This window comes from Cupriavidus phytohabitans (assembly GCF_000426345.1).
In the GTDB taxonomy this organism is placed as follows: domain Bacteria; phylum Pseudomonadota; class Gammaproteobacteria; order Burkholderiales; family Burkholderiaceae; genus Cupriavidus.
The window spans coordinates 74,168-99,632 of sequence record NZ_AUFE01000022.1 but is presented as its reverse complement, the minus strand read 5'-3'; the positions used below and the strand labels follow the sequence as shown (position 1 = coordinate 99,632).

Sequence of the window (25,465 nt, the reverse complement as noted above, 5' to 3'; positions counted from 1 at the left end):
TCGCCACGACCTCGTCCTCGGTGTCGAAGCGGAACAGCGGCGCCAGCGGCCCGAAGGTTTCCTCGCGCGCGACCTGCATGCCGGGCGCGACATCGGCCAGCACGGTCGGCTGGAAGAACGAATGGCCGAGCGCGTGGCGCTGGCCGCCGTGCAGCACGCGCGCGCCCTTGCCGAGCGCGTCGGCGATATGCTCCTCCACCTTGGCCACGGCCTTGTCGTCGATCAGCGGGCCGATGCGCACGCCGTCGTCCATGCCGTTGCCGACCTTGAGCGCCGCCACCGCGGCCACCAGCTTCTGCGCAAAGGCGTCATACACGCCCGACTGCACATAGATGCGGTTGGCGCAGACGCAGGTCTGGCCGGCGTTGCGGTACTTCGACACGATCGCGCCTTCCACCGCGGCGTCGAGGTCGGCATCGTCGAAGACGATGAAGGGCGCGTTGCCGCCCAGCTCCATCGACACCTTCTTGATGGTCGATGCGGTCTGCGCCATCAGCACGCGGCCCACCTCGGTCGAGCCGGTGAAGGTCAGCTTGCGCACCAGCGGGTTGCTGCTCATCTCGCCGCCGATGGCGCTGGCCGACCCCGTCACCACCGACAGCACGCCGGCCGGGATGCCGGCACGCTCGGCCAGCGCAACCAGCGCCAGCGCGGTCAGCGGCGTCTGCGAGGCGGGCTTGAGCACCATGGTGCAGCCGACCGCCAGCGCAGGGCCGGCCTTGCGCGTGATCATCGCCGCGGGGAAGTTCCACGGCGTGATCGCCGCGCACACGCCAACGGGCTCCTTGGTGACGACGATGCGCTGGTTGGTGGCCGGTGCGGGAATGGTGTCGCCATAGACCCGCTTGCCTTCTTCGGCGAACCATTCGATAAACGAGGCCGCATAGGCGATCTCGCCGCGTGCCTCGGCGATGGGCTTGCCCTGTTCGGCGGTCATGATGCGCGCAAGGTCCTCCTGGTTGGCGAGGATCAGCTCGAACCACTTGCGCAGCAGCGCCGAGCGCTCCTTGGCGGTGCGCGCGCGCCAGGCGGGCAGCGCGCGGTTGGCGGCTTCGATGGCCTGACGGGCCTCGTCGGCGCCCAGTTGCGGCACCTGGGCGACGCGTTCGCCGGTGGCGGGGTTGGTGACATCAATGCGGCGTTCGCCGTCGATCCAGCGGCCGTCGATATAGCACTGCTGCCGCAGCAGCGAGGAATCTTGCAGGTTCAGCATAATCGGTGTGATGGGTTGGGCCGTATCAGCCGGCCATATAGAGGCCGCCGTTGACGTGCAGCACCTCGCCCGTGATGAAGCTGGCGGCGCCGCTGCACAGGAAAGCGATCGCGCTGGCGACTTCGCGCGGGTGGCCGAGGCGCCGCAGCGCGGTCTGCTCCACCGATTCGGCGCCGCGCGTGCGCACCAGATCGGCCGTCATCGGCGTCTCGATGATGCCAGGCGACACCGCGTTGACGCGGGTACGCGGCCCCAGTTCGCGCGCCAGGCTGCGCGTGAGGCTCAGCAGGGCCCCTTTGGAGGCCGCATAGTGGGCATTGCTGTAGGCCCCGCGGTGCGCCGCCACCGAGGTCAGGTTGACGATGGCGCTGTCCTCGCGCAAGGCGGGCATCGCGCGGCGGACCAGGTAGAAGACGCCGTCCAGGTTGACGCCAAGCGTCTGGCGCCACTGCGCGTCGGTCATGTCCGCGACGGGCTGGGCCCGGTACAGGCCGGCCGACGGCACCAGGAAATCGATGCCGCCGAAGCGCTCCACCGCCGTGGCCACGGCGCGCGCGCTATCGTCGGGGCAGGCAGCATCCATGGGCAGCGTAACGACGCGGTCCGGGTCGCCGAGCGCCTGGGCAAAGCCGTCCAGGCCGTCCGCATCCAGGTCGGTCAGCACCAGGTTGGCGCCGCCGGCGTGGAACAGGCGCGCGACCTCGCGGCCGATCCCCCCGTTGGCACCGGTCAGCAGCAGCGTGCGCGATGCAAAATCAGACATGCGGTGTCTCCATACGGTCGTCTGGTAGTTTGGTCGTTTCGACTCAGATATGCAGGGCGCGGCCGTAGGCGGCCAGCACGGCCTCGTGCATCGCCTCTGACATGGTCGGGTGCGGCAGCACTGCGGCCATCAGCTCGGCCTCGGTGGTCTCCAGCGCCTGCGCGATGCCGTAGCCCTGGATCATCTCGGTCACCTCGTCGCCAACCATGTGGGCGCCCAGCAGCTCGCCGCTGCCTTCGTCGAATACCACCTTGGCCAGCCCGGCCGTCGCGCCCATCGCGATGGCCTTGCCATTGGCCGAGAACGGGAACCTGCCGACGCGCACGCGGTGGCCCGCCGCAATCGCCTGCGCCTCGGTCAGGCCAACGCTGGCCACCTGCGGATGGCTGTAGGTGCATGCCGGGATCCGGCGCGGGTCGAGCGCATGCGGCTGCAGCCCGGCAATGCGCTCCACGCAGATCACGCCTTCATGGCTGGCCTTGTGCGCCAGCCACGGCGGGCCGGCCACATCGCCGATGGCGTACACGCCCGGCTCTCCGGTCTGGCCGAATGCGTCCGTGACGATATGCGTGCGCTCCACCTTGACCCCGGTGCATTCCAGCCCGAGCTCCTCGACATTGCCGACGATGCCCGCGGCGACCAGCACCACGTCGGTCTCAAGCTGCGTGGATGCGCTGCCTGCCAGCGTCACCCTCCATCCAGACGCAACGCGTTGGGCCCCTTCCAGGCGGGTGCCGTCGTGGATGGCGATGCCGTCGCGCCGAAGCTGGCTCGCCACCTGCGCGGAGATCTCAGCATCCTCCGTTGGCAGGATGCGCCCGGCCATCTCGACCAGCGTAACCTGCACGCCCACCGCGTGATAGAAGCTCGCGAACTCCACCCCGATCGCCCCCGCGCCCACGATCAGCATGCGGCGCGGGATCGCCGGCGGCGCCAGCGCCTCGCGGTAGCTCCAGACGGTGCTGCCATCGACCGGCAACTGCGGCAGCGCCCGCGCGCGTGCCCCGGTAGCGAGGACGATATGGCCGGCGCCGACGGTGCTGGCCCTCCCGTCGGGCCCGCGCACCTGCAGCCGGCCCTGGCCCGCCAGGCGTCCATGACCGTTGAGCACCGAGATCCCGTGTTTCTTCATCAGGTGCGCCACGCCCTTGTTGAGCTGCGCCGCAACCGCGCGCGAACGCGCCACCATGGCCGGGACATCCGCCCGCGGCTCGGCCACGGTGACGCCGTAAGCGGCGGCGTCCTTCACCAGCCGCAGCACGTCGGCCGAGCGCAGCAGCGCCTTGGTCGGGATGCAGCCCCAGTTCAGGCAGATGCCGCCGAGCGCCTCCTTCTCGATCACGGCCGTGCGCATGCCCAGTTGCGCGGCGCGGATGGCGGCCACGTAGCCGCCGGGTCCGCCGCCGACGATGGCAAGGTCGAACGAAGATGTCATCGCACGCCCCTTCAGACCAGCATCGCCAGCGGGTTTTCCAGCAGGCGCCGGAACGCGCCCAGCCACTTCGCCGCGAGCGCGCCGTCGATGGCGCGATGGTCGACCGACAGCGTGCAGCGCATGACCTGGGCCACCTCGACCTGGCCATCGCGCACCACCGGCACCGGCTGCGTCGCGCCCACCGCGAGGATGGCCGCCTGCGGCGGATTGATGATGGCGGAAAACTCGGCGACGCCATACATGCCGAGATTGCTGACGCTGAAGCTGCCGCCCTGGTACTCGTCCGGGCGCAGCTGGCCCGCGCGCGCGCGCGCCGCCAGTTCGGCGATCTCCGCGCTGATGGCCGACAGCGGCTTGCGGTCGGCCGCGCGCACGATCGGCGTGATCAGGCCGGTGTCGGTGGAAACGGCCACGGCGATATCGGCGCTGCGGAACTGGCGCATCGCGGTGTCGGTCCATGCCACGTTGGCTTCCGGCACCTCGCGCAGCGCCACGGCCACCGCGCGCACCACGAAGTCGTTGACGGAAATCTTGCGCGCAGCACCGGCATTGATCTCGGCGCGCAGCGCCAGCAAACGGTCCATCTGGCAATCCACCGACAGGTAGAAATGCGGGACGGTGGACTTGCTTTGCGCCAGCCGGCGCGCGATGGTCCGCCGCATATTGCTGTGCGGAATCTCGATAAAGTCTTCCGCACCGATATCCCGCCCCGGTGCCGGCCTGGCGGTGGGCGCCTCAGCCCGGGCCGCCTCCACGTCGCGCCTGAGGATCCGCCCGTTCGGGCCGCTGCCCGCCAGCGTGGCGAGATCGAGGCCGCGTTGCGCGGCAAGCCGTCGTGCCAGCGGGCTCGCGAAGATACGGGCTGGCACGGTGGCGACTTCGGCGGCCAGGGGCGCCACAGGCACCGCGGGCTCCTGTGCCGGCTGCTGCGCCGCAGGCACCACGATGGCGCCAGACGACGCGATCAGCGCATCGATATCCGCATGGGTCTCGCCATTGACCAGCAGCACGCCGATCGGCGCGCCAACCTCCACCTCCTGGCCGGTGCGGACCAGCATCCGGCCGAGCGTGCCGGCGGTGTCGGCATTGAGTTCGACGATCGCCTTGTCGGTCTCGATCTCGGCAATGCAGTCGCCCACGGCAATCTTGTCGCCTTCCTGCCGGCTCCAGGCCTGCAGGGTGGCGTGGGTGGCATTCGCGGCCACCTCGGGCATGCGCAGCAGGATGGCCATCAGGCATCTCCCCTGGCAAGCAGGTCGGGACGATAGCCGGCGATGTCCGTGTACTGGACGATCTCCAGCACATTGCCCTCCGGATCCCGGCAGAACGCCAGGTAGGTGCCCGGGCGGACTTCGACGCGGCGGGGACCGGTCATGAACTCGATGCCCTGCGCCACCATGGCATCGACCACGGCCTGGATATCGTCGACGATGAAGGTCAGGTATGAGGCGTTGGCCTTGTCCAGGATATACGCTGTCGCCGGCTCGGCGGCGGGCTGGTGCTGCGGCGCCAGCAGCTTGATGCGCTCGCCGTATGGGGTCTGCAAGCGCACGACGGTATAGCCCTGCGCATGCATTGCGGCCTGCGCCGATTTTTCCGCCGGCACCGCCACCTCGCTGACGAAGGTGAAGCCCAGCACGTCTTCGTAGAAGCGGCGCATGCGGGGCAGGACGCGGACCGCGATGCCGACTTCGAGTGGTACCACCATGTTCATCTTCATTTCCATGACTCCCCGGTTCAGGCCTGGCCTTTCTCGCGCATCACGTGGCGCAGGCCGTCGATGACTTCTTCGGTGCGCGCCGCCGCCGCCCGTTCAAGCACCTTGGAGATGCTGGGCGCCGCTTCCGCGCCGGTGACGCGCTGCACGGGCTGGTCCAGCCAGTCGAAGCAGCGCCGCTGGAGTTCGTCGGCAAGCCAGCCGCCGTAGGACGTCCCGCGCGCGCCCTGCTCCACGATCAGCACGTTGTTGGTCTTGCGGATGCTGGCTTCGATGGTCTCCCAGTCCAGGCTGGCGCGGTCGAGCCAGCGCAGGTCGATCACCTCGGCGTCCACGCCGGTCTTTTCCACGGCTTCCAGCGCGTGGCCGACCATCGACAGGTAAGTGATGACCGTAACCTCGCTGCCCTGGCGCCGCACCGCCGCCTTGCCTAGCGGCAGGCAGTAGTCCAGGTCGTCCACCGGGCCGAGCGCGGAACTGTTGTAAAGGTCCACGTGCTCGATCACCAGCACCGGGTCCTTGCAGGCCAGCGCGGTGTTCATCAGCCCCACGTAGTCGAACGGGTTCGACGGCGCCACGATGCGCCAGCCCGGATTGGTCGCGAAGATCCCGGCCGGATCCATCGAATGCTGGGAGCCGTAGCCGGTGCCCATCGCCACCTTGGTGCGCAGCACCAGCGGCACGTCGCTCTCGCCGCCGAACATGTGGCGGGCCTTGCCGATCTGGTTGAAGACCTGGTCGGCGGCCACCCACATGAAGTCGGGGTACATGAACTCCACCACCGGCTTGAAGCGGCCGTCCAGCGCCACGCCGCCGCCCAGGCCGACAAAGGCGTTCTCGCTGATCGGCGTGCCGAGCACGCGCTCCGGGAAGCGGTCGCGCAGCCCGCGCGTGGCTCCGTTGGTGCCGCCCTTGAGCCGATGGACGTCCTCGCCCATGACCACCACCGTGCTGTCGGTCTCCATGCGGCGGCCCATCACGTCGGCCACCACGTCGACGAACTTGCGGGTGTCGAGCATGCCGGTGAAGGTCCCCTGCTCTTCATAACGCAGCCCGTTGAGCTCCTTCAGCTCGCTGCGGATGCCCACGTCGCGGAAGTCCGGGCTCGGCCACAGTTCCGGACGGATGATGCGCTTGCCCGCCTTGCCGGACGGATCGGGCTGCGTCAGCGCCGCCATGGCGGCCTGCATGGCCGCCCCGACGCGCTCGCGCAGGGCCTGCACCTGCTCGGCCGTGACCAGGCCGCGCGCTTGCATGCGGCGCGCCAGCAGCTCGAGCGGGTCGCGCGCGCGCCACTGCTGTTCTTCTTCCTTGCTGCGATAGCCGAACGCGCTGCCCGGGAACGGGCCGTTCTGGTGGAAGAAGCGATACACCTGCGCCTCGATCACGGCCGGGCCATGGCCGGCACGCATATGCGCCAGCGCCTGCTGCATCGCCAGGTGCACGGCCAGCGGGTCCATGCCGTCGACCTTCCAGCTGCGGATGCCAAAGCCCAGCCCGCGCGCCGACAGGCGCGGTTCGGCAGTCGATTCCGCCACGGTGGTGGACACCGCGTAGCCGTTGTTCTCGATGAAAAAGCACAACGGCAGCTTCCAGGCGGCGGCCAGGTTCATCGTCTCCAGCACCGAGCCGATGTTGACCGCGCCGTCGCCGAAGTAGGTCACCGCCACCGCGTCGGTACCGGCATGCTTGTGCGCCCAGGCCGCACCCGCCGCCAGCGGCACGCCGCCGCCGACGATGGCGTTGGTGCCCAGAGCACCAGCCTCGGCCCACTGCAGGTGCATCGAGCCGCCGCGGCCCTTGCAGAAGCCCTGCGCCAGCCCGAGGATCTCCGCCAGCGTGCGCTGCAGCAGCGTCTGCACGGCGGCGGGAAACGGCGCATCCGGATCCAGTCCCTGCGGCGCCAGGTAGCCGAGCGCCTTGGACAGGAACTGGTGGTGGCCGCGGTGCGAGCCATTGACCTGGTCCGCGCCGGTCAGGCCGACGATGGAGCCGGCCGCGCCGCCCTCCTGCCCGATGCTGGAGTGCGCCGGCCCGTGGACCAGCCCCTCGGCGGCCAGCTCCAGCACGGCTTCTTCGAAGCCGCGGATCAGGTGCATGTGGGTCAGCATGGTGCCCAGCAGGCCGGGAGCAGCGTTGGCCCAGTCTTCCTCCGTGGTGCGCAACTCGACCCAGTCGGCGCCAGGTTGCAGGGCGATGCATTCAGACATGGAATAGTCCTTGGTTCAGGATGTTCGGATCGTAGGGACGGGGCCGCCCGGGCTCAGAAGCCGTCGGCCGTCCAACCGCCGTCGGAGACCAGCGCTTGGCCGGTGATGAACGCGGCCGCGTCCGACGCCAGGAACAGCGCCACCTCGGCCATCTCCTCGGGCGTGCCGAAGCGGCGCAGCGGCGTGCGCGCCATCAGCGCCTCGGCGTCCAGCGCGCGGCGCTCGATCAGCGCGTCGGTCAGCGCGGTGCGCGTATAGCCCGGACAAACGGCATTGACGCGGATATTGTGCTGCGCCCATTCGGCCGCCAGCGACTTGGTCAGCGACACCACGCCAGCCTTGGCCGCGCAATAGGCCAGCCGGTTGGCCGACGACACCAGCCCCCACATCGACGCCGTGCTCAGGATCACCCCGCCGTTCTGGCGGATCATGCGGCGCGCGGCGGCCTGGGTGCAGTAGAAGACCCCGGAGAGATCGATGTCGATGGCGCGGCGCCACTCGGCCGGCGTCAGCGTGATCGACGGCTTGTTCATCGAGATGCCGGCGTTGTTGAGCAGGATGTCGATGCGGCCGAAGCGCGCATCGGCCTCGGCGCACGCGCGCTCGACCGCCTCGTCGTCGGTAATCGACGCCTGCACGGTCAGCACCTGCACGCCGGGAAAGGCCGCCTCCAGTTCGCTCCGGGTAGCGGCCAGCCCCTCGGCATTCAGGTCCAGCAGCACCAGCCGCGCACCGTGGCGCGCGAAGCCGTGGGCCATGGCGCGCCCGATGCCGCTTGCGCCGCCGGTGTTGAGCACCACCTTGCCTTCCAGGCCCGGGTAGCGGGCCGGGGCAAACGCTTGCGCGTCGGGAAATCCGGTAAAAGAAGGGGCGTTCATACCGCGAGCCAGTCCTTGAGTAGTTGGGGGTTGGAGGTCAGTTGTTCCGGGGTGCCTTCAAACACGATGCGGCCGTGGCCCATCACGCAGACGCGGCTCGACACCTTGAGCGCGATGGCGAGCTTCTGCTCCACCAGCACCACCGAGACGCCGCGCCGATGGATGTCGCGGATGGCCTCGCCGACCACGGCGACGATCTTGGGCGCCAGGCCTTCGGTCGGCTCGTCGATCAGCATCACCAGCGGGTTGCCCAGCAGCGAGCGGCACATCGTCAGCATCTGCTGCTCGCCGCCGGACAGGCTGCCGGCCCTGGTGTTGCGGCGCTCCTTGAGGCGCGGGAAGTAGTCGAACATCTGCGCCACGGTCCACTGCGGCGCGCCCTGCGGCGCGCGCTGCTCGCCCATGCGCAGGTTCTCGTCGACGGTCAGGTTGGCGAACACCTCGCGCTCTTCGGGCACATAGGCGATGCCGCTGCGGCAGATGGCGTACGAGCGCGCGCCGGTCAGGTCGCGGCCGCGCAGGCGGATGTGCCCGGCCGAGGGCGGCACCAGCCCCATGATGGCCTTGAGCGTGGTCGAGCGGCCGGCGCCGTTGCGGCCGAGCAGGCTCACCACCTCGCCCTGGCCGACCTGGAAATCCACGCCATGCAGGATGTGGCTCTTGCCGTAGTGCGCGTGCAGCTTTTCCACCGACAGCAGCGGTGCGGGGTTCATACGCTGACCTCCTCGCCCAGGTAGGCTTCCTTCACGCGGGCGTTGTTGCGGATTTCATCGGGGGTGCCGGTAGCGACGATCTCACCGTAGACCAGCACGCTGATGCGGTCGCTGAGCGAGAACACCACGTCCATGTCGTGCTCCACGATCATCAGCGTGCGGCCCTGCGTGACCTCGCGGATCAGCCCCGCGGTGTAGCTGGTCTCCTCGTGCGACATGCCGGCCATGGGCTCGTCGAGCATGATCAGCTGCGGATCGGATGCCAGCGTCATGGCGATTTCCAGCGAACGCTGCTCCGAGTAAGACAGCTCCCCGGCAATCGCCTGCGCACGGCGCGCGAGCCGCACCCGCTCCAGCAGGTGCACGGCCTCCTCGTTGACCGCGCGCGCCTTGTGGGCGAACTTCCACAGCGTGTACTGGAGGCCATGCCGGCGCATCAGCGCCAGACGCACGTTCTCGAACACGGTCAGGCCGGCGAAGATATTGGTGATCTGGAACGAACGAGCCAGGCCACGGCGGTTGATGTCCTGCGGCGAGAGGCCGTGGATCGGCTTGCCGCCGAGCAGGATCTCGCCGCGCGTGAGCGGCAGGCGCCCGGAAATCAGGTGGAACAGCGTGGACTTGCCGGCGCCGTTGGGACCGATCAGCGCGTGGCGCTCGCCCGGCACGATGTCCAGGTCGACGCCGCGGATGATGTCGACGTCGCCGAACGACTTGCGCAGCCCGCGCAGCGACAGGATGGGGGATGCAGTCATGCTGGGTTCCTCCCGGCCTCGATGGCATCGCCGGCGGCGACGTCCGTGGTGTCAGCGTCCTCGCGCAGCCGTTGCCAGCGCTGGCTGGCATGGCGTGCCAGCAGTGTGCCCGCGCCCACCAGCACCGCCGGCGGCAGCCACGTCAGCGGCGACAGCGGCGCCCATTCGCGGCCGAACAGCGGGATCGGCGGCCAGCCGGCGCCGCCGTTCAGCGCGGCCAGCGCGCGATAGTCCTGCGAGAAGAAGCGCTGCAGCAGTTCCACGCTGAACACGGTGCCGCCCGCCAGCAGCAGCGTGGCGGCGACGAAGGCGGCGGCGATCGGCAGCAGGCGGCGCGCGCCATAAGTCTTGCTGCCGGCGATCCACCAGGTCAGCAGGCCCGAGATGCCGGCCGGCATGAACAGCATCACCAGCACGAATACGATGCCCTGGTACAGCAGCCACGAGCGCGTCAGGTCGGACACCGCGTAGCCGAAGAAAGTCATCAGCGCCGCACCGAGCGCGGGCCCCAGGAACACCTTGACGCCGCCGATATAGCTATTGAGCACCACCGCCGCGGAGACGCTCGACTCGAACACGACATAGTTGGCGGCCTCCATGTTGATGGCCTGCAGGCCGCCGGCAATGCCCGAGAACATCGTGGAGATGGCAAACACCAGCACGCCGAGCCGATGGATGTCGTAGCCGAGGAAGCGCAGCCGGTTGGCGTTCTCGCGCAGGCCCAGTGTCAGGCGGCCGACCGGCGTCAGCGTGTACAGGTAGAGCAGCGCCAGCGACAGCACCACCCAGGCCAGCGTCAGGTAGTAGACCTGGTTGCTGTCGCCGAAGGTCAGGCCCCAGGCCGGCATGCGCATGGTGGAGATGCCGGCTTCGCCCCCGAACCAGCTCTTGATGTGCGGCGCCAGCGCATGCAGCAGCTCGGCCAGCGCCAGCGTGATCATGGCGAAGTAGACACCGGTGCGCTTGGTGGCGAACCAGCCGGCGACCAGGCCGACGGCAAGCCCGGCCGCGCCGCCCGCCAGCGGCAGCAGCGGCGTGGGCAGCAGGCCGTTGCCGCCCACGGCATTCATCGCATGGACGGTGGCAAAGGCGCCCACGCCGAAGTACGCCGCATGGCCGAACGAAAGCATGCCGCCCTGGCCGCTGAGCAGGTTGAAGGCCATCGCGAACAACACCGCGATCAGCATCTGGATGGTGGCGTTCACCAGCGAAGGCGACAGCACCGCCGGGGCCGCGACCAGCGCGGCGACGGCCAGCGCCAACAGGATATTGCAGGAATGACGCATGCTTACTCCTTCTCGCCCATCAGGCCGGACGGACGGCACAGCAGGATCAGCAACATCAGCGCGAACGGGATCGTTGCCGACAGGCTGGACAGCTTGAGGGTCAGCAGTCCGCCTGCCTCCCTGGCCCAGTCGCCCGCGCCCACCAGCGCCAGCAGGTCGGCCAGGCTGCGGTCCACGCCGACCGACAGCGCCGTCATCAGGCCGATCAGCAACGACGCCACCATGGCCCCCTCCAGCGAGCCGAGGCCGCCGACCACGACCACGACGAAAACCAGCACGCCAAGTTCCAGCGCCATGTTGGGGTTGGTGGTATAGAAGGCGCCCGCCACCGCCCCGGCCAGGCCGGCCAGCGCCGCGCCGATGCCGAACACGCCCATGAACACCAGCGGCACGTTGTGGCCCAGCGCCTCGGCCATGCGTGGCTTGTAGATGGCCGAGCGCACCACGATGCCGACGCGGGTGCGGGTCAGCAGCAGGTAGATGACGACGAACATCGCGATGGCCACGATGCCCATGAAGACGCGGTAGAACGGGTAGGTAGACGCGCCCACGTGGAACGCGGCGAAATCCAGCGACGCGGGCACCCGGTAGTCGACCGGGAAGTTGCCGAAGAACAGCTTGACCAGCTCGGCGATGATGAACGACAGGCCGAACGTGAGCAGCAGTTCATGGGCATGGCCGTGGTGATGGACACGGCGCAGGAAAAAGCGCTCCACGGCCACGCCGACCAGTCCCACCAGCAGCGGCGACACCACGATGGCCGGCCAGAAGCCGATCACGCCCTGCAGCGTGAAGGCAAGGTAGGCACCCAGCATGTAGAACGATGCATGGGCAAAGTTGAGCACGCCCATCATGCCGAAGATGAGCGTCAGGCCGGCGGAAACCATGAACAGCAGAAGGCCGTAGATGGCGCCGTTGAGCAGCGAGACGATGAAGTATTCCATGTGCGCTTCCTGGGGACGAGCCGGGCCGCCGCACGCCGGGACCAGCCCGTGCGCGCGTGGCGGGTGCGGCCCCTGCGGGCCGCGGACGCGGGGGAAGAGGGCTAGGCTGGTCGCTGCATCTTGCAGCTGGCCTGCGGCGGCGTGGCGGCTTCCGCGGCAGAGAAGGTCTTCACCGGCTTGAAGCCCATGTCGGTGCCGTCCACCTTGAACCGGGCGTCCTTGCTGACCACCGACACCACCATCGGGAGCAGCACCTGGTGGTCGTCGGCGCGCATGCTCAGTTCACCCAGCGGCCCCTTGAGCGTGGCCTTCTCCAGCGACTTGGCCAGCGCGGTGACATTGAGCTTGCCGTTCTCGGGCTTGACCGTCTTCAGGGCCTGGCCCAGCATCTCGATGCCGAACACCGCCTGCGGCTCGACATACGCGGGCAGATGCCCTGCCTTGGCCTTGAAGTCGCTGGCGAACTTCTCGCCGTCGCCGCCGCCCGCTTCCGGATTGAACGGATGGGCGACATAGTGGCCGAGCGCCACGTCGCCAGCGTTGCCGAGATTACCCGGCTGGTCCAGGAACACCGTGGCGAAGCGGGTCTTGAGGCCTGCCGCCTTGGTGGACTTCATCAGCAGCAGCAAATCGTTCGACCAGTTGCCGGTCATCGCGGTATCGGCCTTGGTCGCGGCAATCTTGGCCACGTAAGGCGAGAAGTCCTGCACCTTGTTGACGTCGTGCAGCGTCTTTTCCACCACCTGGTAGCCGCCCGCCGCCGCATCCTTGGCGATCGCCTTCTCCATGTCCATGCCCCAGGAATAGTTCTGGTTGATGGAGTACACGCGCGTGCCGAGCGCGTTGAGCGGCTTCATCGCGCCGACCAGCGCCTTGACGCGGATCTCGGCGTTGGTGGCGAACTTGAAATGGTAGAAGTGGCATTTCTCGCCGGTCAGCTCCAGCGCTTCGCCGCCGACGTTGAGGAACAGGATCTCCTTGCCGGGATTGCGCAGGTTGTACTTGCGCACGTCCTCGGTCAACTGGCCCGATACCGCCGACGATGCCCCCTGGACCACGATCTGCACGCCATCGGCAATGGCGGCCTTGAGCTTGTCGGCGGCGCCGGCGGGGCCGCCCTGGTTGTCGTACTCGACCAGTTGCAGCGGTTCGCCGTTCCAGCCCCCTGCGGCATTGACCTTGTCGATCGCATAACGCGCCGCGGTACGGAACATCAGGCCGGTGGAGGCTTGCGGCCCCGACAACGTCTCCACGATGGCGATCTTGACCGGAGCCGCGTTTGCGGCGCCCCCCAGCAGCGAAAGGGCCGCGCAAGCGACAAGACGACTGGGAAAACGGCTACCGCTCATGGTTGTCTCCTCTTTTGATGCTTTTGATGGTCTTGCGGATCTGGCCTGGATCGGCCCCTCCAAATTGGCCCGACCACTATGAAAAGTGGTCAGACCAGTGAAATATAGGTAGTCACTCCCATGCAGTCAATGCTGTATAGCCGGATCTAGGGTTTCCACGGGGCCCGTAATTTCCGGGAGAGTAACGCGCCGGGCGTGCTACATTAACCTGTAAGACCAGTTACGGCACACGGACCCATGCCAGGCATCAAGCGCCCGTCCGAGGGAGAAAAAACATGACATCGAGGGGATCTGCCCAAGTGCTGAAGACACCCAGACGCGCGGAAGGGACATCGTTCTACCCCGAGCCCAGGCACCTGCCCGACGAGATCGCGTCGCGGCTGACACAAGCCATCCAGGCCGGCGAGTTCGCCGTCGGCGATCGGCTGCCCAGCGAGCGCGACCTTTGCGAACAGTTCTCGTGCAGCCGCGCGGTGGTACGGGAAGCCCTCTCGCAGCTCAAGAGCGAGGGGCTGGTGTCGTCACGGGCCGGCAGCGGCGTGTTTGTCACCGAGCGCAGCCAGAAGCAGGCATTCCGGATGCAGGACGTCACCATCGACGAGAAGGACTCGCTGGCGATGGTGATGGAACTACTGGTGACCATCGAGGTGGCCGCTACCCGGTTTGCCGCCATGCGCCGCTCGCCGGAAGACCTCAAGCGCATCAAGCGCGCACTGATCGGCATGGAATACGAGATCGCCAACGACCGGCTTGGCGACGAGGAGGACTTTGCCTTTCACCAGGCGATCGTGGACGCCACGCACAACCCGCATTTCCGGGCCTTGTCGGAGCACCTGGAGCATGGCGCGAGGCGCGTCATCCGGCAGGCACGCAGCAACACCAAGGCGCAGCATGCCGACCTGATCGAGGCCGTGCAGCAGGAGCACAAGGCCATCTACGACGCCATCGCCGCCGGCGATTCAGCGCGCGCGGCGGAGGCCGCGGAAACCCATCTGCGCAATGCGGCAGAACGGCTGAATATGTACCTGAAGGGTTGAAGCGGTCCCCCGGTCTCCAGCCCAACCTTTCGCTCCGCGCCCAACGCTGCCCGCTGGCAAAAAACAAAACGGGCTACGCGTTTGTCGCGTAGCCCGTTCTCTTAATGGTGCCGGCTGCAGGACTCGAACCCGCCACCTGATGATTACAAATCAACTGCTCTACCTGATGAGCTAAGCCGGCATGTCTGGTGCAGACCGCGATTCTACTGCATCGTGGCCCACTTTGGGATGGCTTACTTCACCACCTTCAACGCTGGCTTCTTGCCGCCGATGCGCGGTACCGGGGGCGGCGTTTCATCGTCTCCCGGGCCGGAGTCGGCAGTGGTGGCCGGCGTTTCGGCTTCCACCGGCGCCAGCTTGGGCGGCGGGTTGTTTTCGCGTTCGGTGGCCGCCTGCGTTTCCGGCAGGCTGCGCTCGACCGGGAAGGCCATGCCCTGCCCGTTTTCGCGGGCGTAGATGGCCAGTACGTTCTCGACGGGGACGTCGATCTTGCGCGACACACCGCCGAAGCGTGCGCTGAAGGTGATCCACTCGTTGCCCATATCCAGGCCGCTGGTGGCATCGAAGCTCACGTTGAGCACGATCTCGTTGTTCTTCACGAACTCGCGCGGCACGTTGGTGTTGGCATCGACGAACACGGCGACGTACGGCGTGAAGCCGTTATCCGTGCACCACTCATAAATGGCGCGGATCAGGTAAGGCTTGGTGGAGGTTTCAGGCATTGTGCTTCCAGTGGCGCCGTGTGGCCCGAGGGCGGGATGCCTTCGGGCCGGTGCCGATTAGCGGCGCATCACCTTCTCGGAGGGGGTGAGCGCTTCGATGTACGCGGGACGGCTGAAAATGCGTTCAGCATACTTCAGCAGCGGCGCGGCGTTCTTCGACAGTTCGATGCCGTAGTGGTCCAGGCGCCACAGCAGCGGCGCGATGGCGACGTCAAGCATCGAGAACTCTTCGCCCAGCATGTACTTGTTCTTGACGAAGATCGGCGCGAGCTGCGTCAAACGGTCGCGGATCGCGGCGCGGGCGCGTTCGTGGTTTTTCTCCGCGGCCTTGCCCTTTTCGTTCTCGAGCGTGTACACGTGCGTGAACAGTTCCTTTTCAAAGTTGAACAGGAACAGTCGGGCGCGGGCGCGCTGGACCGGGTCGGCCGGCATCAGCTGCGGGTGCGGGAAGCGCTCGTCGATGTATTCGTTGATGATGTTCGACTCATACAGGATGAGGTCGCGCTCGACCAGGATGGGCACCTGGCCGTAGGGGTTCATCACCGAAATATCTTCGGGCTTGTTGAACAGGTCGACGTCGCGGATTTCAAAATCCATGCCCTTTTCGAACAGGACAAGGCGGCAACGTTGGGAAAACGGGCAAGTCGTACCCGAATACAACACCATCATGGTTGGATTCCTTGGGCTTAGCCGGAGCTGGGTCGGACGGTAAGGTCTGCCATTCTGCCAAAAGCGGACACCGAAAAGCAAATTAGTGGCACTTGATCCACTTACCAAGGCATGTTTGATCACCCCATCCAATGAAAAAGGCCAGAGCGATGCTGCTTTCGCAACATCCGCATCTGGCCTTCGGCGTGGCTGCCGGCTCCGGGCCGCCACCAGCGAGACTTACTTCACATCCTTCCAGTAGGCCGCGTTCAGGCGCCACGCGAAGACGGTGAACATGCCCAGGAACAGCAGCACCCACACGCCAAGGCGCTTGCGGTGGTTCTGCGCGGGTTCGGCCATCCAGTCCAGGAAGCCGACCAGGTCGGCGGTGGCCTGGTCATACTCGACCTTGCTCATCTTGCCCGCGCTCAGTTGCTCGAAGCCGGCGAACTTGTGGACCTTCTCGCCGTGCTCTTCCACTTCCGTGAACTTGGCGGCGCGCTGGCCCTGCAGCTCCCACAGCACGTGCGGCATGCCGACGCTCGGGAACACCAGGTTGTTCCAGCCGGTGGCGCGGCTGTCGTCACGGTAGAAGGTGCGCAGGTAGGTATAGAGCCAGTCGTCGCCGCGGGCACGCGCAATCACCGACAGGTCCGGCGGCTGCGCGCCGAAGAAGGCCTTGGCTTCCTTCGGCTGCATGGCGATGGTCATGGTCTCGCCGACCTTGTCCGCGGTGAACAGCAGGTTCTGGCGGATCTGGTCGTCGGTGAGGCCGATGTCCTTGAGCCGGTTGTAGCGCATCATCGATGCGCCATGGCAGTTCAGGCAGTAGTTGACGAACAGCTTGGCGCCGCGCTGCAGCGACGACAGGTCGGCAGTGTTCACCGGTGCCGGCTCCAGCGGGAAGCCTCCCTCTGAAGCCATGGCAGGCGCGCCGGCAAAACAGGCGCCGGCCAGCGCGATGATCGAAAGCAGCTTTTTCATCTTGTGTCCTTGTGCTCTTGTCGGGGTTCGCGTCGCTCAGTGCGGATGGAACGTGACACGCTCAGGCACCGGCTTGAACTCGCCGGCACGGCTCCACAGCGGCATGGTCAGGAAGAAGGCGAAGTACAGCAGCGTACCAAGCTGCGACACCTTCTCACCAACCGGCGACGGCGGTTGCACGCCGAGGTAGCCGAGCACCAGGAACACCACCACAAAGACGATCAGGATGGTCTTGTGGAAAGCGGGACGATAGCGGATGGACTTGACCGGCGAGCAGTCCAGCCACGGCAGGAAGAACAGGATCACGACCGAGCCGCCCATCACCAGCACGCCCCAGAACTTGGCGTCGATGAAGTAGAAGCCCACGGCCAGGATCACGGCGATGGCGATCGCACCGATCTTGACGCGTGCGTCCTTGCTGCGCAGGAACACCATGCCGAGCAGCAGCGCGAAGAACACCCACAGGATCGGCAGGAAGTTCGACGTGGTGGCGCGCAGCATCGAGTAGAACGGCGTGAAGTACCAGACCGGCGCGATATGCGGCGGCGTCTTCAGCGGATCAGCCGGGAAGAAGTTGTTGTGCTCCAGGAAATAGCCGCCCACTTCCGGGAAGAAGAAGATCACCGCCGAGAAGATGATCAGGAAGCCGGCAACGCCCAGCGTGTCGTGCACCGAGTAGTACGGGTGGAAGGGGATGCCATCCAGCGGCACGCCGTTCTCGTCCTTCTTGGCCTTGATCTCAACGCCATCCGGGTTGTTCGAGCCCACTTCATGCAACGCGATGATGTGTGCAATGACCAGTGCCAGCAGCACCAGCGGCACCGCGATGACGTGGAACGAGAAGAAGCGGTTCAGCGTTGCATCGCTCACCACGTAGTCGCCGCGGATAAACAGCGACAGGTCCTGGCCGATCACCGGAATCGCCGAGAACAGGTTCACGATCACCTGCGCGCCCCAGTACGACATCTGGCCCCACGGCAGCAGGTAGCCCATGAAGGCTTCCGCCATCAGGCACAGGAAGATCAGGCAGCCGAAGATCCAGACCAGTTCACGCGGCTTGCGGTACGAACCGTACAGCAGTCCGCGGAACATATGCAGGTAGACCACGACAAAGAAGGCCGAGGCGCCGGTCGAATGCATGTAGCGCACCAGCCAGCCCCACGGGACTTCGCGCATGATGTATTCCACGCTGGCGAAGGCCACGGGAATGCCGGCGGCGTTGAGCGTGCCGTCCGGCTTGTAGTTCATCACCAGGAAAATACCCGTGACGATCTGGATCACCAGCACCAGCAGCGCGAGCGAACCGAAGAAGTACCAGAAATTGAAGTTCTTCGGCGCGTAGTACTTGGAAAGGTGGTCTTCCCACAGTTGCGTTGCCGGGAAGCGGGCGTCGATCCAGCCCATCAGGCCGGTCGTCTTGACTTGTTTTTCGGCCGCCATGATCAGGCTTCTCCTTTCTCATCCTTGCCGATCACGATTTTGGTGTCAGTCAGGAATTGGTAGGGGGGAACATCGAGATTCTGCGGAGCCGGCTTGTTCTTGAAGACGCGCCCGGCCAGGTCGAATGTGGAGCCATGGCAAGGGCAAAGGAAACCGGGATCGGCGCCGAGTTGGGGATTGGCACCGGAAGCAAAGGGGCCGGAAGGCGAACAGCCGAGGTGGGAACAGATGCCGACCACGACCAGTACGTCCTTGTGCTCCGCACGCGAACGGGTTTCGTTCTTGCAGTAGTCCGGCGTCTGCATGGTAAACGGAATCTCGGAATCCGGATCGGCCACCTCGCCGTCCGTCTTCTTCAGCGATGCCAGTTGTTCCTCGGTCCGCTTCATGATCCAGACCGGCTTGCCGCGCCACTCGACAGTCATCATCTCGCCCGGCTTCAGCGCACCGATATCTGCTTCAACTGGCGCGCCCGCGGCCTTGGCTTTCTCCGATGGTGCAAAGGTACTGACGAAAGGAACCGCTACCGCTACGCCTCCGACGCCGCCGGCGACGGATGTCGCGATCAACCAATTGCGGCGACCTTTATCCACGCTCTTCACGTCTTGCTGGTCACTCATTCCAAACCCCAGGGGAAGTCAATTTAGATTTTGCGTCAACCATAAAGTGTACCTTAGACATCTGCGCGCTAGATAGGCGCAAATTGCCTTGTCCATGCGCGATAATCGGACATGCAAGCCGGAAAGCCGCCACCAGACTTGCTTTCAGGGCAGTGATGCGGCAGGCTGATAGCTTGATACCGTTCATCGCTAGCAACAAGAAGGAGAACCCCCCATGGGCATGATCTCGGAATTCAGGACCTTCGCAATGCGCGGCAATGTCATCGACCTTGCGGTCGGTGTGATCATCGGCGCTGCATTCGGGAAGATTGTTGATTCAGTGGTCAATGACCTGATCATGCCGGTAGTGGGCCGCATCGTCGGCAAGCTGGACTTTTCTAATATGTTTGTCACGCTGGCCGATCCACCGCCTGGAACGCCAATGACGTTGGATGCGTTGAAGAAGGCAGGTGTGCCCGTATTTGCCTATGGAAATTTCCTGACTATCGCTGTCAACTTTGTGATCCTGGCCTTCATCATCTTCATGATGGTGCGCGCCTTCAACAAGATGCGCGAAAAGGAACCGCCCCCGGCCCCGGCCGCACCGCCTGAAGAAGTGGTACTGCTGCGCGAGATCCGCGACGCCCTCAAGACGCGCTGAGTCCAGAACGATAGTACGGCCCCGATGGGGCCGTATTGTTTTGCGTCAGACGGGATTGGGAATATCGATGAACGTGTGCCGCAATCCGAAGCGTTGCGCCACATGCTCGCCCAGTGAGCGGATGCCATAGCGCTCGGTGGCGTGATGACCAGCTGCCAGATATGCCACGCCGCTCTCGCGCGCAAGGTGCGTGGTCTGCTCCGAGACCTCGCCACTCAGGTAAGCATCGACGCCAGCCGCCACCGCCGCATCGAAGTAGCCTTGCGCCCCACCCGTGCACCAGCCGATCGTGCGGATCATCTGCTCCGGCTCGCCAATGGCCAGCGGCTCTCGCCCGAGCACGCCACCAACATGCGCTGCCAGGGCAGACAGCGGCATCGGCGCGGGCAAGGTGCCGGTCCAGCCGAGCTGGTCATCGCTGAAGCGTCCGGTCGGTGTGAAGCCGAGCTGCAGCCCGAGCTGCGCGTTGTTGCCGAATTCCGGATGGTTGTCCAGCGGCAGGTGGAAGGCGAACAGGTTGATGTCGGCGCCAAGCAACCGCTTCAAGCGCGCGTGCTTCTGCCCGACCACACGCGCATCTTCGTTTTTCCAGAAATAGCCGTGATGGACCAGGATGGCATCGGCGCCGGCTTCGGCAGCGGCCTCGACCAGGGCCAGGCTAGCCGTGACGCCGGTGATGATGTGAGTGACTTCCGGGCGACCTTGCACTTGCAGCCCGTTGGGACAATAGTCCTTGTAACGGGAAACCTCCAACAGGGCGTTCAAGTACAATTCAAGCTCTTTTGTTTTCATTTTCTGCTCAAAACTCCAATATGTTGCGGCGCTTTTGGCTGTTCTTTGCCCAGGCTGTCACCGTCGTGCTGGCGGTCTGGTTCGTCGTGGCAACGCTCAAGCCGGATTGGCTGCAGAGGGGGCGCGTCGCGGTCCAGTCTGGGTCGCCCATTGTGGCGCTGAAGGAAGTCGTGCCTAACGTCTCCGGCCCGGCCGCCGAAGGGTCTTACAGTGAAGCGGCCCAATCCGCCATGCCGGCGGTGGTCAACATCTTTACCAGCAAGAACGGCAACAAGCGCTCGCCCAACCCGCAGGCCGAGGATCCGTGGTTCCGCTTCTTCTTTGGCGACCGCCTGCCTGAACGGCAGGAGCCGGTATCGAGCCTGGGATCGGGCGTGATCGTCAGTGCCGAGGGTTACATTCTAACCAACCACCACGTGGTGGATGGCGCCGACGAGATCGAGATTGCGCTGACTGACGGCCGCAAGGCCAACGCCAAGGTCGTCGGCTCCGACCCGGAGACCGACCTGGCTGTGCTGAAGGTGACGCTGAAGGACCTGCCCGCGATCACTCTGGGCCGGCTGGAGAACGTCAAGGTCGGCGATGTGGTGCTGGCGATTGGCAACCCGTTCGGCGTGGGCCAGACGGTGACGATGGGCATCGTGTCGGCGCTGGGGCGCAGCCATCTCGGCATCAATACCTTCGAAAACTTCATCCAGACCGACGCGGCGATCAACCCGGGCAACTCGGGCGGCGCGCTGGTCGACGCACAGGGCAATCTGCTGGGCATCAATACGGCGATCTACTCGCGTTCGGGCGGTTCGCTCGGAATCGGCTTCGCGATACCGGTATCGACAGCCAAGCAAGTGATGGAGTCGATTATTTCCACCGGAAGCGTCACGCGCGGCTGGATCGGCGTCGAGCCGCAGGATATGACGCCGGAGATTGCCGAGTCCTTCGGGCTGGATGCCAAGGAAGGCGCACTGATCGCCGCGGTGGTCCAGGGTGGGCCGGCCGACAAGGCAGGCGTGAAGCCGGGCGATGTCCTGACCAAGGTTGACGGTCTTTCGATCACTGACACAACGGCGCTGCTCAATGCCATTGCGCAGCTCAAGCCGGGCGTAGACATCAAGATGACCGTGATCCGTCGCGGAAAGCCTGCCGATCTGACGGTGACGATCGGAAAGCGGCCACCGCCGCCGCGTAGGGTCTTGCCGTTTGATGAAGAGGAGTGAGGCCGGGCCGTTACCTCCCAGCCCCGTCTCCAAAGAGCCCCGTCAGCGATGACGGGGTTTTTTTGTGCGTTGGGATTGGAGCGTCGGTTGTGAGCGCCTGATTGATTACCCTGAGGCGCTTGCTGCCATATCTTTCCGTCGCGGTTAGCTACTCGTGACAAAAACCGCCCATACGTCGGCCACTACAAAGGGCAAGCACCGGTCACCCGCGAAGTTGCGGCAGACCCAAGGCAGAAGCGCCCGAGCGGGCCGTACCAAGTGCTCATCCGGACGGCACCTCCACGCGTGCCACGGCCGCAAGCCTCGATTGGGCCCGCGAGCGGCCCATCCTTGGTCGAGTGGCTCGCACAGCGCTACACCGTGAAATAACAAAAGGCCGGCATCCTTGCGGACGCCGGCCTTCTGCAAGCCAATCTCAAGCGAGCTTACGCCCGCATCAGATTAGAACTTGTGGCGCAGACCAACCACAGCACCGAACTGATCCTTGTTCGGCTGAACGTTGGTGGTCGTGGCGGTGTTGAAGCCGTTCACGCCCAGGGCCGAGCCCTTGTCGTTCAGAGCGTACGACAGCGAGGTGTACACGTCGGTACGCTTCGACAGCGCGTAGTCGGCCGTGATCACGAACTGCCACGGATCGGCTTCGCTCTTGCGGAAGTCCTGGTAGTACGCAGCGCCCGACAGCGAGAACGCCGGGGTCAGCTGGTAGCCCAGACCCAGCCAGTACAGGTTCGACGAGGTGGACGTGGTGACAACACCGTTGTCGACCGTCGTGCCGCCGGTCAGCGGGGCGCCGTCGAAAGCCTTGGCCCAGCGATAGCCAGCGTAGACCTTGGCCGGACCGAAGGCGTAGTTAGCGCCAACGGTAGCACGGCGGGTGCGCTGACCGCTTTGGTCAACACCAGCGGCCGACACGGTGCCGTGGATTTCGTCGTAGGCAGCACCAACCGAGAACGGGCCGGCTGCGTAGTTCAGCATTGCGCCGTACTGTTGGCCGCGGCGGAACGCACCAGCGGTTTCCTGGCCGTTGTTGTTAAAGCTGTAGAAGGCGTTAGCGGTCAAGCCACCGAAGGTGCCGATGTACTTGACGGTGTTGTCAGCGCGAGCAGCGAACTGGGCGTCTTGTGCCAGGATGCCGTAGCGCGACGAGATGGCCATCGGGTCATAAATCAGACCGAAGTCATAGAACGAGGTCTGTTGACGGCCCAGCAGCAGCGAACCGAACTGGCTTTGCACACCGACGTAGGCTTGACGACCGAACAGACGACCGCCTTGGGCCGAACGGCCGTCATCGAGGTCGAAACCGCTTTCCAGGACGAACACGCCCTTCAGGCCGCCGCCCAGATCTTCCACGCCACGCAGGCCCCAGCGCGAACCGGACTGGTTACCCGAAGCCATACGGAACAGGTCGTCGCCAGCGGCGTTGGCATTGCTGTTGTACTCGAGGCCAACGTCAGCCACGCCGTACAGGGTTACGCTCGATTGGGCATACGCGCCACCAGCGGCCAGAGCGGCGACGGCAGCAGCAAACAGTTTCATCTTCATATCGACACTTTCCTTGTCAACTGATTGGGAAATCTTGGTTGCCCAAGTGCTTGGGCGACGTATTTACATTCACGTCTGCTGCGTATTATGTGCCAGCCCCCCCAGCCCTCAGAAGGCTTTTTCGGCGTAAACCATGCTTAGCAGCGGTTTTTGTTGTGATCGAACAACACGATCGGGCAAAAAAATCCCCGTTTTGGTGCAAAAACGGGGATCGATGGCTAGGAATACCTGCCTCAGCGGCACTAATCCGTTTGTGTTTCCCCTGAAGCCTCGGCTTGCCCGGCCGGACGGCCGACAAAGCGGGCCATGAGCAGACCAAGTTCATAGAGCATCACGAGCGGCACCGCGAGAAGCAACTGAGACAGCACGTCCGGGGGCGTCACGATGGCGGCAATGATGAACGCCCCGACGATCACATACGGGCGAATCTGCCTCAGCTTTTCCAACTCGACCACGCCGAACCGAACCAGCACGATCACCACCACCGGCACCTCGAAGGTGATGCCGAAGGCCAGGAACGTGGTCATGGCAAAGCTGAGGTATTTGTCGATATCCGTAGACATGTCCGCGCCCAACGGCGCGTTGTAGTGCGCCATGAAGTGGAACACGGTTGGGAACACCAGGAAGTACGCAAAAGCCACGCCGCACAGGAACAGGATGTAGCTGCTCGATACCAGCGGCAGGATCAGCCGCTTCTCATGCTGGTACAGCCCGGGCGCAACGAACTGCCAGACCTGGTAGAGGACCCATGGCAGCGCGATCAGGAAAGCCACCAGCAACGTGACCTTCATCGGTACGAAAAATGAGCCGGTGACGTCGGTCACGATCATCTTGCCACCCTTGGGCAGCGACTCCATCAGCGGCGCCGAAAACAGGTTGAAGATGACAGGCGCCCAGTAGACGAGGCAAACGAAGACCAGGATGATCCCGGCCACCGCCTTGACCAGGCGCTGGCGCAGCTCGATCAGGTGGGAAATGAAGGTTTCCTGCTGCGACTCGTCTTGCGGGTCTTGGGGATCTGGGGACCGGGTGTCGCTCATGGCGTGAACCGCTCAGCCGCACTGGCTGGCAAGTTGGGGATCGATGTGCCGCTCGCGCGGCGCGGTTGGACGGGCATGGCGATGGCAGCGGCGGCCCTGGCTCGGGCCATCGACCCGTCGCCGCGCAACGTGCTCACTCGAAGAAGGAACGGGACGGCCGGCTGGCCGGACGGTGGCGCTTCACGCGCGCGGCGCCCGACTGCGCCCAGACCCGGACATTATGCTGGCGCTTGAACCACAGTGGCCGTGCGCCCTGCTTCACGCGCCAGCTCTTGCGGCCGTTGTGCGCCTTGTGCGCCGCGTCCCAGCTGGGCACGAAGCTGTTGCCGCCGGCGCTGACGCCTTCGGTGCTCGCTTCGGTGCCGCCGAGCGCCTCGTTCAGCGCCTGGGTCTGCTCGTTGACTTCCTTGTGGATGGTGCGCTCGACGTCGCGCGCCGCTTCCTCAAATTCAGAACGCATCTTGCGCAATTCTTCCAGCTCGACTTCGCGGCTGACCTCGGCCTTGACGTCATTGATATAGCGTTGCGCGCGGCCGACCAGGGCGCCAACGGTGCGTGCGACCTTGGGCAGCCGCTCGGGACCGATCACGATCAGTGCCACGGCACCGATCAGCGCCAGCTTGGAAATGCCGAGATCAATCATGCGGACATCATGCGAAAGACAGCAAAGACGCGGGGCTGCGCGCAGGCAGCCACAATCACGGGAAGGGGACGGCTCACCGCCGGCTTACTGCTGCTGGCGCGACTTTTCCTTGGCCTCGACATCGATGGTGGTGGAGTCGCGCAATTCCTTGGACTGGGTGGCCTGCGCCGACTTGTCCTTGTCTTCGCCATCCTTCATGCCATCCTTGAAACCCTTGACCGCACCGCCCAGGTCCTGGCCGATATTGCGCAGTTTTTTGGTGCCGAACACAAGCATGACGATCACCAGCACGATCAGCCAGTGCCAAATGCTAAACGAACCCATCTCTTGCTCCTGATGAAGCCTCGGGCGTAGTCATAGTCGCCCGGACCCGTTGTTCCGTCCCGTTATGGCCGCGCCGGGCGACGGTTGCCGGCGCAGCATTTGCCCAGGCGTTGCCGCCGCGGGCGCTTCCATGCCAAGGCTGCCCGGTCAGGGCAGCGGTCCCTTCCACTGGTGGCGCGGCCCACCGAGCACATGCAGGTGCAGGTGGTAGATTTCCTGGCCGCCGTCCGGTCCGGTATTGATCACCGTCCGGAAACCGTTGCCACAGCCTGCCGCGCGCGCCAGTTCAGGCACCTTCAACATCATTCTAGCAAGCACCTCACCTTCGCCGGCGCCGCAATCGGCCAGCGAGTCGACATGCGACTTGGGGATGACCAGCAAGTGTACCGGGGCCTTGGGATGGATATCGTGGAAGGCCACCATGTCGTCGTCTTCGTACACCTTGCGCGACGGTATCTGGCCGGCCACGATCTTGCAGAAGATGCAATTATCCTGAACGTTCATGAAAATTTCATTGCGGCGAACCCTGCACCCGGAGGGTATCGGGTCCGCCCGG

Annotated in this window: 26 protein-coding genes and 1 tRNA gene; 3 read left to right on the top strand and 24 right to left on the bottom strand. The window is 65.3% G+C overall.

The features are described 5' to 3' along the window. The 12 genes from K309_RS0117665 to K309_RS0117610 form a co-directional block, all read right to left on the bottom strand. Positions 1–1,213 (bottom strand): NAD-dependent succinate-semialdehyde dehydrogenase (locus K309_RS0117665; RefSeq protein WP_029049897.1); only part of this gene is annotated, 1,213 nt, incomplete at its 3' end. 25 nt (positions 1,214–1,238) lie between these two features. Continuing rightward, positions 1,239–1,976 carry an SDR family NAD(P)-dependent oxidoreductase gene (locus tag K309_RS0117660; protein ID WP_029047662.1) on the bottom strand — a complete coding sequence of 246 codons (738 nt, stop codon included), beginning with the start codon at positions 1,974–1,976 and terminating at the stop codon, positions 1,239–1,241. A 43-nt stretch (positions 1,977–2,019) separates the two neighbouring features. Beyond that, positions 2,020–3,411 carry a dihydrolipoyl dehydrogenase gene (gene lpdA, locus K309_RS0117655; protein WP_029047661.1) on the bottom strand — a complete coding sequence of 464 codons (1,392 nt, stop codon included), beginning with the start codon at positions 3,409–3,411 and terminating at the stop codon, positions 2,020–2,022. Positions 3,412–3,422: 11 nt separating this feature from the next. Further along, positions 3,423–4,643 carry a pyruvate dehydrogenase complex dihydrolipoamide acetyltransferase gene (locus K309_RS0117650; RefSeq protein WP_029047660.1) on the bottom strand — a complete coding sequence of 407 codons (1,221 nt, stop codon included), beginning with the start codon at positions 4,641–4,643 and terminating at the stop codon, positions 3,423–3,425. Then, a complete protein-coding gene (locus K309_RS0117645; protein WP_029047659.1) occupies positions 4,643–5,131 on the bottom strand; it encodes a VOC family protein in 489 nt (162 codons plus the stop codon). The genes K309_RS0117650 and K309_RS0117645 overlap by 1 nt, the downstream gene beginning before the upstream one ends. Positions 5,132–5,148: 17 nt before the next feature. Beyond that, on the bottom strand, positions 5,149–7,338 hold the full coding sequence (locus K309_RS0117640; RefSeq protein WP_029047658.1) for an alpha-ketoacid dehydrogenase subunit alpha/beta: 2,190 nt from the start codon (positions 7,336–7,338) through the stop codon (positions 5,149–5,151). Positions 7,339–7,391: 53 nt separating this feature from the next. Further along, positions 7,392–8,216 carry an SDR family NAD(P)-dependent oxidoreductase gene (locus tag K309_RS0117635; protein ID WP_051320500.1) on the bottom strand — a complete coding sequence of 275 codons (825 nt, stop codon included), beginning with the start codon at positions 8,214–8,216 and terminating at the stop codon, positions 7,392–7,394. Beyond that, a complete protein-coding gene (locus tag K309_RS0117630; RefSeq protein ID WP_029047656.1) occupies positions 8,213–8,929 on the bottom strand; it encodes an ABC transporter ATP-binding protein in 717 nt (238 codons plus the stop codon). The genes K309_RS0117635 and K309_RS0117630 overlap by 4 nt, the downstream gene beginning before the upstream one ends. After that, on the bottom strand, positions 8,926–9,684 hold the full coding sequence (locus K309_RS0117625) for an ABC transporter ATP-binding protein (RefSeq protein ID WP_029047655.1): 759 nt from the start codon (positions 9,682–9,684) through the stop codon (positions 8,926–8,928). Before K309_RS0117625 ends, K309_RS0117630 begins: the two co-directional genes overlap by 4 nt. After that, entirely contained in the window at positions 9,681–10,970 is a 1,290-nt protein-coding gene (locus K309_RS36740) for a branched-chain amino acid ABC transporter permease (protein ID WP_035877780.1), read from the bottom strand. Before K309_RS36740 ends, K309_RS0117625 begins: the two co-directional genes overlap by 4 nt. A 2-nt stretch (positions 10,971–10,972) precedes the next feature. Next, positions 10,973–11,914, bottom strand: a complete 942-nt coding sequence (locus K309_RS0117615) for a branched-chain amino acid ABC transporter permease (RefSeq protein ID WP_029047654.1) — start codon at positions 11,912–11,914, stop codon at positions 10,973–10,975. A gap of 101 nt (positions 11,915–12,015) precedes the next feature. Next, positions 12,016–13,263 (bottom strand): branched-chain amino acid ABC transporter substrate-binding protein, encoded by a 1,248-nt coding sequence (locus tag K309_RS0117610; protein ID WP_029047653.1) that lies wholly within the window; start codon positions 13,261–13,263, stop codon positions 12,016–12,018. A gap of 275 nt (positions 13,264–13,538) precedes the next feature. Here K309_RS0117610 and K309_RS0117605 point away from each other — a divergent pair, with 275 nt between their 5' ends. Further along, a complete protein-coding gene (locus K309_RS0117605; RefSeq protein ID WP_035877777.1) occupies positions 13,539–14,300 on the top strand; it encodes a FadR/GntR family transcriptional regulator in 762 nt (253 codons plus the stop codon). Between the two features lie 105 nt (positions 14,301–14,405). Here K309_RS0117605 and K309_RS0117600 read toward each other — a convergent pair. The 6 genes from K309_RS0117600 to petA all read right to left on the bottom strand — a co-directional run bounded on the left by K309_RS0117600 (position 14,406) and on the right by petA (position 18,714). Next, a tRNA-Thr gene (locus K309_RS0117600) sits at positions 14,406–14,481 on the bottom strand. Between the two features lie 52 nt (positions 14,482–14,533). Next, complete coding sequence (locus K309_RS0117595) at positions 14,534–15,022, bottom strand: ClpXP protease specificity-enhancing factor (protein ID WP_029047651.1); 489 nt, start codon at positions 15,020–15,022, stop codon at positions 14,534–14,536. Between the two features lie 57 nt (positions 15,023–15,079). Then, positions 15,080–15,691 (bottom strand): glutathione S-transferase N-terminal domain-containing protein, encoded by a 612-nt coding sequence (locus tag K309_RS0117590; protein ID WP_010812311.1) that lies wholly within the window; start codon positions 15,689–15,691, stop codon positions 15,080–15,082. Between the two features lie 219 nt (positions 15,692–15,910). Beyond that, on the bottom strand, positions 15,911–16,654 hold the full coding sequence (locus tag K309_RS0117585) for a cytochrome c1 (protein ID WP_029047650.1): 744 nt from the start codon (positions 16,652–16,654) through the stop codon (positions 15,911–15,913). A gap of 36 nt (positions 16,655–16,690) precedes the next feature. Next, a complete protein-coding gene (locus tag K309_RS0117580) occupies positions 16,691–18,094 on the bottom strand; it encodes a cytochrome b (protein ID WP_029047649.1) in 1,404 nt (467 codons plus the stop codon). 2 nt (positions 18,095–18,096) lie between these two features. Further along, complete coding sequence (gene petA / locus K309_RS0117575; protein WP_029047648.1) at positions 18,097–18,714, bottom strand: ubiquinol-cytochrome c reductase iron-sulfur subunit; 618 nt, start codon at positions 18,712–18,714, stop codon at positions 18,097–18,099. Positions 18,715–18,928: 214 nt separating this feature from the next. Here petA and mscL point away from each other — a divergent pair, with 214 nt between their 5' ends. Beyond that, the gene (mscL, locus tag K309_RS0117570; RefSeq protein WP_029047647.1) at positions 18,929–19,354 is read left to right on the top strand and encodes a large conductance mechanosensitive channel protein MscL; all 426 of its coding nucleotides are present in this window, start codon (positions 18,929–18,931) and stop codon (positions 19,352–19,354) included. A 45-nt stretch (positions 19,355–19,399) separates the two neighbouring features. Here the strand turns inward: mscL and K309_RS0117565 are convergent, their stop codons facing one another. Next, a complete protein-coding gene (locus K309_RS0117565) occupies positions 19,400–20,146 on the bottom strand; it encodes a Nif3-like dinuclear metal center hexameric protein (RefSeq protein WP_029047646.1) in 747 nt (248 codons plus the stop codon). Between the two features lie 20 nt (positions 20,147–20,166). Here K309_RS0117565 and K309_RS0117560 point away from each other — a divergent pair, with 20 nt between their 5' ends. Beyond that, positions 20,167–21,360: a Do family serine endopeptidase gene (locus K309_RS0117560; protein WP_029047645.1), complete on the top strand. Its 1,194-nt coding sequence runs from the start codon at positions 20,167–20,169 to the stop codon at positions 21,358–21,360. A gap of 441 nt (positions 21,361–21,801) precedes the next feature. On the opposite strand, the gene K309_RS0117555 is transcribed toward K309_RS0117560, so the two are convergent. The 5 genes from K309_RS0117555 to K309_RS0117535 form a co-directional block, all read right to left on the bottom strand. Further along, complete coding sequence (locus tag K309_RS0117555) at positions 21,802–22,902, bottom strand: porin (RefSeq protein ID WP_029047644.1); 1,101 nt, start codon at positions 22,900–22,902, stop codon at positions 21,802–21,804. Positions 22,903–23,144: 242 nt separating this feature from the next. Further along, positions 23,145–23,942 carry a twin-arginine translocase subunit TatC gene (tatC, locus tag K309_RS0117550; RefSeq protein WP_029047643.1) on the bottom strand — a complete coding sequence of 266 codons (798 nt, stop codon included), beginning with the start codon at positions 23,940–23,942 and terminating at the stop codon, positions 23,145–23,147. A 133-nt stretch (positions 23,943–24,075) separates the two neighbouring features. Beyond that, positions 24,076–24,585, bottom strand: coding sequence for a Sec-independent protein translocase protein TatB (gene tatB, locus K309_RS0117545; RefSeq protein WP_029047642.1), 510 nt, complete (start codon positions 24,583–24,585; stop codon positions 24,076–24,078). Positions 24,586–24,669: 84 nt separating this feature from the next. Then, complete coding sequence (gene tatA / locus K309_RS0117540; protein ID WP_029047641.1) at positions 24,670–24,909, bottom strand: Sec-independent protein translocase subunit TatA; 240 nt, start codon at positions 24,907–24,909, stop codon at positions 24,670–24,672. A 147-nt stretch (positions 24,910–25,056) separates the two neighbouring features. Further along, positions 25,057–25,413: a histidine triad nucleotide-binding protein gene (locus K309_RS0117535; protein WP_029047640.1), complete on the bottom strand. Its 357-nt coding sequence runs from the start codon at positions 25,411–25,413 to the stop codon at positions 25,057–25,059. Between the last annotated feature and the right edge of the window lie 52 nt (positions 25,414–25,465).

Coding starts and splice junctions, on each gene's coding strand:
- K309_RS0117660 (WP_029047662.1), bottom strand. CDS start 1,976: ATGTCTGATTTTGCATCGCGCACGCTGCTGCTGACCGGTGCCAACGGG.
- lpdA (WP_029047661.1), bottom strand. CDS start 3,411: ATGACATCTTCGTTCGACCTTGCCATCGTCGGCGGCGGACCCGGCGGC.
- K309_RS0117650 (WP_029047660.1), bottom strand. CDS start 4,643: ATGGCCATCCTGCTGCGCATGCCCGAGGTGGCCGCGAATGCCACCCAC.
- K309_RS0117645 (WP_029047659.1), bottom strand. CDS start 5,131: ATGAAGATGAACATGGTGGTACCACTCGAAGTCGGCATCGCGGTCCGC.
- K309_RS0117640 (WP_029047658.1), bottom strand. CDS start 7,338: ATGTCTGAATGCATCGCCCTGCAACCTGGCGCCGACTGGGTCGAGTTG.
- K309_RS0117635 (WP_051320500.1), bottom strand. CDS start 8,216: ATGAACGCCCCTTCTTTTACCGGATTTCCCGACGCGCAAGCGTTTGCC.
- K309_RS0117630 (WP_029047656.1), bottom strand. CDS start 8,929: ATGAACCCCGCACCGCTGCTGTCGGTGGAAAAGCTGCACGCGCACTAC.
- K309_RS0117625 (WP_029047655.1), bottom strand. CDS start 9,684: ATGACTGCATCCCCCATCCTGTCGCTGCGCGGGCTGCGCAAGTCGTTC.
- K309_RS36740 (WP_035877780.1), bottom strand. CDS start 10,970: ATGCGTCATTCCTGCAATATCCTGTTGGCGCTGGCCGTCGCCGCGCTG.
- K309_RS0117615 (WP_029047654.1), bottom strand. CDS start 11,914: ATGGAATACTTCATCGTCTCGCTGCTCAACGGCGCCATCTACGGCCTT.
- K309_RS0117610 (WP_029047653.1), bottom strand. CDS start 13,263: ATGAGCGGTAGCCGTTTTCCCAGTCGTCTTGTCGCTTGCGCGGCCCTT.
- K309_RS0117605 (WP_035877777.1), top strand. CDS start 13,539: ATGACATCGAGGGGATCTGCCCAAGTGCTGAAGACACCCAGACGCGCG.
- K309_RS0117595 (WP_029047651.1), bottom strand. CDS start 15,022: ATGCCTGAAACCTCCACCAAGCCTTACCTGATCCGCGCCATTTATGAG.
- K309_RS0117590 (WP_010812311.1), bottom strand. CDS start 15,691: ATGATGGTGTTGTATTCGGGTACGACTTGCCCGTTTTCCCAACGTTGC.
- K309_RS0117585 (WP_029047650.1), bottom strand. CDS start 16,654: ATGAAAAAGCTGCTTTCGATCATCGCGCTGGCCGGCGCCTGTTTTGCC.
- K309_RS0117580 (WP_029047649.1), bottom strand. CDS start 18,094: ATGGCGGCCGAAAAACAAGTCAAGACGACCGGCCTGATGGGCTGGATC.
- petA (WP_029047648.1), bottom strand. CDS start 18,714: ATGAGTGACCAGCAAGACGTGAAGAGCGTGGATAAAGGTCGCCGCAAT.
- mscL (WP_029047647.1), top strand. CDS start 18,929: ATGGGCATGATCTCGGAATTCAGGACCTTCGCAATGCGCGGCAATGTC.
- K309_RS0117565 (WP_029047646.1), bottom strand. CDS start 20,146: ATGAAAACAAAAGAGCTTGAATTGTACTTGAACGCCCTGTTGGAGGTT.
- K309_RS0117560 (WP_029047645.1), top strand. CDS start 20,167: ATGTTGCGGCGCTTTTGGCTGTTCTTTGCCCAGGCTGTCACCGTCGTG.
- K309_RS0117555 (WP_029047644.1), bottom strand. CDS start 22,902: ATGAAGATGAAACTGTTTGCTGCTGCCGTCGCCGCTCTGGCCGCTGGT.
- tatC (WP_029047643.1), bottom strand. CDS start 23,942: ATGAGCGACACCCGGTCCCCAGATCCCCAAGACCCGCAAGACGAGTCG.
- tatB (WP_029047642.1), bottom strand. CDS start 24,585: ATGATTGATCTCGGCATTTCCAAGCTGGCGCTGATCGGTGCCGTGGCA.
- tatA (WP_029047641.1), bottom strand. CDS start 24,909: ATGGGTTCGTTTAGCATTTGGCACTGGCTGATCGTGCTGGTGATCGTC.
- K309_RS0117535 (WP_029047640.1), bottom strand. CDS start 25,413: ATGAACGTTCAGGATAATTGCATCTTCTGCAAGATCGTGGCCGGCCAG.